The following is a 4,676-nucleotide window of genomic DNA, read 5'->3' on the forward strand; positions in this document are numbered from 1 at the left end:
TACGCCCCTCGGACCGCGATGCGCCCGCGTACCTCCGGGGGCGCAGGCGAATCCGAGGGGCGAAGCGCCGCCTGTGCCGACGGCGTCAGTCCGCTTGGGCCTCCTTCTCCGCCAGCCAGAGATACGCGGTGAGCATCCGCTTGAGTTCGGTGACGGTGGCGTCGTGGATGTCCTCGCCCGTGGCGGAGCCGGCGCTGACGGAGAAGTTGAGCATCGAATAGGACACGTGGACCAGCACCTCGGCCATGAAGGCGCGGCGCTGCCGTTCGGTGGACGGCATGAGCGGGGCGAGCACGCTGGCGATCATCCTGGCCAGCTCGCGCTCGTTGACCGCGGCGGTGGCTCGAGTGGCAGGGGTGGCCTGCGTGGCCAGCCAGACCGCTCGCCGGGAGGGATCGCGCAGCCACAGATCCGCCAGGTGGTCGAGGAAGTCGTTGAGCAGCTCCGGCCAGTCCAGCGCGGGGATCTTCTGCGCGAAGCGTTCGACCTCCTCGATCACGCTGTGCGCGTCCTGGCGGTCCAGCTCGCACACCAGCACGTATTTGTTGGCGAAGAACTGGTACAGCGTCCCGATCGGCACTCCCGCGCGGGAGGCCACCTCTTCGCAGGTGAACGAATCGAATCCCACCTCGACCAGCACATCGCGGGCGGAGGACAGCAGTGCCTGAAACTTGCGCCGGCTCCTCTCCTGGATGGGCCGGCGCCGGGGCACCAGGATGTTCGGTTCATCCTGGACGGCCTCGTCAACAGAGTCCGGGGTCTGGTCCTGCATCCGCTCGTGCGGTTCGGCCGGCATGGGTGAACTCAGCCCTCCGCGGGTTCGGGCAGGTCCACGCCGAGGAGCTTGGAGAGCATGGCCACGTGACCCTTGGCCCGGACGTTGTACCGGGCCAGGGAGAGGGTTCCGTCGGACTCCACGACGAACGTCGAGCGGATCACGCCCATCACGGTTTTGCCGTAGTTCTTCTTCTCGCCGAACGCGCCCCACTCGGTGAGCATGGTCTTGTCCGGATCGGACAGCAGAGGGAATGTGATGCCGTGCTTGTCCCGGAAGCGCTGGAGCTTCTCCGGCGCGTCGGGTGACACCCCCACCACCCCGATACCGGCCTCCCGCAGTTCCTGGAGGGCTCCCTCGAAGTCCACGGTCTCGGTGGTGCAGCCGGGCGTCAGAGCGGCTGGGTAGACGTACACGACCACGCGCCCGTGCGCGGTGAGCAGGTCCTGCAGCGACGTGGGGTTTCCGTCGGCGTCGGGGAGGGTGAAGTCGGGGGCGGTCTGGCCCACCTCGAGCCGTGGTGTGGTCACCGGTGCTCCTGGAGTCGGGTCGGGGTCTGTGATCACACCAACCTATCCGATGCGTCGGCGCGCGGGCGCGGATCATCGGCGGGTGCAGTACCGTGGGCGGGGTCCAGAATCCGCGGCCAGCCGCGTGACGAGCGATTGACGGAGGTCTCGTGTCCAGGAGTTACGACAGCATCGAAGGCGACATCGCCAAGGCGCGTGACGATCTCGCGACGACGTTGGACGAGATCGTCGACCGGGTCAATCCCAAGAACCTGGCCGAAGAGGGTAAGGAGAGGGCCGTTGCCGCCCTCACCGATCCCCGGGTACTCGCAGTGCTCGGCGGAGTGGCGGCGCTGATCCTCGGCGGCATCTCGGTGTCGATCGCCAACAAGCGCAAGGAGCGTCGTCGCATCGAGGCCTATCTCGAGGCGCGCCGGGCCTGAGTCGGCGCGCCCGGCCCGCTCACCGCGCCGGGCCCGCTCACCGGAACCACGACGACGAGAGGCCCTCCCCGACCGGGGAGGGCCTCTCGCTTCTGTGCGCCATCAGGGACTCGAACCCCGAACCCGCTGATTAAGAGTCAGCTGCTCTGCCAATTGAGCTAATGGCGCCCGCGTGGTGCGAGAGAAACAGTAACAGGGCCCCGCCGTCAACACGAAATCGCCTGGTCAGGACGGGGGTAGACGGGCCAGGAGGCGGTGATCCTTTATCAATTCGATATGAAATGCAGTGGCGGACGCATGCATACTTGTGAAGACATCCCTCTGGCTCAGTTCATGGTCTGAAGGGACATGACGCTCGGAAGGGGCCATTAGTGAACGTGCGCCACACGGATCGGACCAGACGCCGGGCCCGCGCGCGGTCGAGATCCCGGATCGCGCTGGCCGCCGTGTTCGCGGGCTCCCTCGTGTTGACAGGGTGCACCATCGGGTCAGGGGGAGCGGACGACGGCCAGGTCGCCGAGGCCCCCGCGGAGCCGTCCGCGGTGATCGACGTCTCCGTGGAGGACGGGTCGCTCGACGCCAACCCCGCGGAGCCGGTGGTGCTCACCGCCAGAGACGGCCGTTTCGATTCGGTGGTCATGCGCAACCCGGAGGGCGTGCAGGTCCAGGGAGAGTTCAACCCGGATCTCACCGAGTGGCGGACCACCGAAGACCTTGGATACAGCCGCGAGTACACGCTGGAATCCACCGCGACCGACGACGCCGGTCTGGTCACCCGGAGCACCGTTACGTTCAGCACCGTCACTCCCCGTGTCCTCACCGCCGCGTATCTCACGACGGGTCAGGGTGCGACGGTGGGCATCGGCCAACCCGTGGCGGTGATGTTCGACGAGCCGATCGCGGACCGTCGCGCGGCGCAGGACAACATCCACATCCGGACCGAGCCAGAGGTGGAGGGTGCCTTCTACTGGGTGTCCAACCAGGAGGTCCGGTGGCGTCCGGCCGAGTACTGGGCGCCGGGAACCACGATCGACGTCGACGTGGACATCTACGGCAAGGACCTGGGCGGCGGGATGTACGGCCAGGAGAACGTGCGCAGCGATTTCCAGATCGGTGACGCGGTCATCTCCCGGGTCGACGACTCGACCAAGCAGATCGTGGTCGAGCGCAACGGCGAGGTGATCAAGACCATGCCCACCTCGATGGGCAAGGCCGACACCCCGACGCCGAACGGCACGTACGTGATCGGGGAGAAGTTGGCCTCCATGGTGATGGACTCCTCGACCTACGGCGTTCCGGTCGACTCGCCGGACGGCTACCGCACCCCGGTGCAGTACGCCACGCGGATGTCGTACAGCGGCATCTTCGTCCACGCCGCGCCGTGGTCCGTCTGGGCCCAGGGCAGCCAGAACGTCAGCCACGGGTGCCTCAACGTCACCACGGCCGATGCGAAGTGGTTCTACGACAACGCCAAGCGGGGCGACATCTTCGAGGTCTCCGGCACGGTCGGCCCGACGCTGCCGGGGTGGGACGGCCTGGGTGACTGGAACATCCCGTGGGAGACCTGGAAGGCCGGGAACGCGGACGCGGGCACCGCCTGACGTGCGCAGCACCCTCAGCAGGAGTGATCGGTGGCCCGGTCGTCGCGTCGACCGGCGGCTCTGAACACCGCACGACCGGGAGCCGCGGTAACGCCGTGGGCGAGGGTGCTGGCCACCACGATGAGGGTGCCCACGCCGAGCAGCAGCGAATCCGGACCCGCCCGGGACGCCTCCTCGGTCAGGTAGAACACCGCCGCGACGCCGACCGGACCGAACCAGCCGAGGAACGCGGCATCGCGAACGCGCAGTCCGAGGGGACGCATGAGGGCGAGAAGCACCGGCGGACGCCGGAGTACGAGCACCGCGACGGTGAGCAGCACCGCTCCCCACCCCAACCGCGCCCACTCCGCCCACGGCAGCATCGCCCCCAGGGCCAGGAAGAACGGTAGGACCGCGAACTGGTTGATCGCCTCGTCGATCTCCACCTCCACCCGCCTCTCGTTTCCGGCACTGGTCAGGTTGAAGGCCAGTCCCGAGACGAACGCGGCGAACACCCCGTTGACTCCCAGCAGGCCCGAGCAGCCCAGGACCAGGAGGGCCAACAGCAGGGTGAACATGAGAATCGGGCCGTTCTCGGCGGCGTCGTGGCGCTCCGAGAAATGGAGGGCCTTGGCCGCCGCCACCCCGGCGAGAACACCCAACGCCAGGGCCCCGAGAATCTGCCAGCCGATCTCCAGGGCGGCCTGCCCGGCGGTGAGCGGGGTCGCCACGGCGAGCGCGATCACGACGAGAGGAAGGGCCAATCCGTCGTTCGCCCCCGATTCGAGTGAGAGCAGCTGCCGGTCGTCTTCGGGCAGGTCCCGCTCGGCGGCGTCGCCGGTCACCGCCGCGGAGGACAGAACGGGGTCCGTGGGGCAGATCGCGGTGCCGAAGAGCAACGCCACCGCGATGGGGATGCCCAGCGCCCAGATCGCCAGACCGGTGGAGATGAGCGCCATCGCCGGCATCACCACCAGCAGCAGGAGGGCCAGACGCCGCCAGTGACGTCGTATCGCCGAGAAGGGATAACGCAGCGCCACACCCATCACGGAGACGGCGAGAAGGATCTCCGCGCCGCGATGGAGCGTCGAGGGGTCGGCGACGATGTCGGGGACGTCGAGAACCCCGGCGACCGCCGGCCCCAGGACGATGCCGACCCCGAGCGCGATGAGGGGCTCCGACACGGGCCACCGGTGGAGTCGCGCGGACACCGCGACGATCACGACGCCGAGCGCGCCGACCGTCGCGAGCAACAGATCGAGTGTGGACACGTGGCCTCCAGGTCAGTCCGGTCCACCGGAACCCTAGGCAACCCCGGGCGGCCGCGCCATCGGTCCCTCTACTCCCGCGGCGGGCCTCGCCGACGGAG

The 4,676-nt window shown here is 68.5% G+C and carries 5 protein-coding genes and 1 tRNA gene; 2 read left to right on the plus strand and 4 right to left on the minus strand.

All coding sequences use genetic code 11. From position 1 onward, the window contains the following. Positions 1 to 85: 85 nt before the first annotated feature. Together G6026_RS08870 and G6026_RS08875 are read right to left on the minus strand one after the other, a co-directional pair. Positions 86 to 796: a TetR/AcrR family transcriptional regulator gene (locus tag G6026_RS08870; RefSeq protein WP_182612952.1), complete on the minus strand. Its 711-nt coding sequence runs from the start codon at positions 794 to 796 to the stop codon at positions 86 to 88. Between the two features lie 8 nt (positions 797 to 804). Then, positions 805 to 1,305, minus strand: a complete 501-nt coding sequence (locus tag G6026_RS08875) for a peroxiredoxin (RefSeq protein ID WP_182612953.1) — start codon at positions 1,303 to 1,305, stop codon at positions 805 to 807. 149 nt (positions 1,306 to 1,454) lie between these two features. On the opposite strand from G6026_RS08875, the gene G6026_RS08880 reads away from it, so the two are divergent. Beyond that, positions 1,455 to 1,727 (plus strand): DUF3618 domain-containing protein, encoded by a 273-nt coding sequence (locus G6026_RS08880; RefSeq protein ID WP_107756019.1) that lies wholly within the window; start codon positions 1,455 to 1,457, stop codon positions 1,725 to 1,727. A gap of 95 nt (positions 1,728 to 1,822) precedes the next feature. Here G6026_RS08880 and G6026_RS08885 read toward each other — a convergent pair. Beyond that, positions 1,823 to 1,895: transfer RNA gene (locus tag G6026_RS08885), tRNA-Lys, on the minus strand. 203 nt (positions 1,896 to 2,098) lie between these two features. On the opposite strand from G6026_RS08885, the gene G6026_RS08890 reads away from it, so the two are divergent. After that, positions 2,099 to 3,328 (plus strand): Ig-like domain-containing protein, encoded by a 1,230-nt coding sequence (locus G6026_RS08890; protein ID WP_182612954.1) that lies wholly within the window; start codon positions 2,099 to 2,101, stop codon positions 3,326 to 3,328. 14 nt (positions 3,329 to 3,342) lie between these two features. Here the strand turns inward: G6026_RS08890 and G6026_RS08895 are convergent, their stop codons facing one another. Continuing rightward, the gene (locus G6026_RS08895; protein ID WP_182612955.1) at positions 3,343 to 4,578 is read right to left on the minus strand and encodes a cation:proton antiporter; all 1,236 of its coding nucleotides are present in this window, start codon (positions 4,576 to 4,578) and stop codon (positions 3,343 to 3,345) included. Positions 4,579 to 4,676 lie beyond the last annotated feature (98 nt).

The organism is Dietzia sp. DQ11-38-2 (assembly GCF_014145055.1).
GTDB lineage: Bacteria > Actinomycetota > Actinomycetes > Mycobacteriales > Mycobacteriaceae > Dietzia.

What these genes read in the sequence shown, in the direction of transcription:
- G6026_RS08870 (WP_182612952.1), bottom strand. Translation starts at nt 796, where the DNA reads ATGCCGGCCGAACCGCACGAGCGGATGCAGGACCAGACCCCGGACTCT.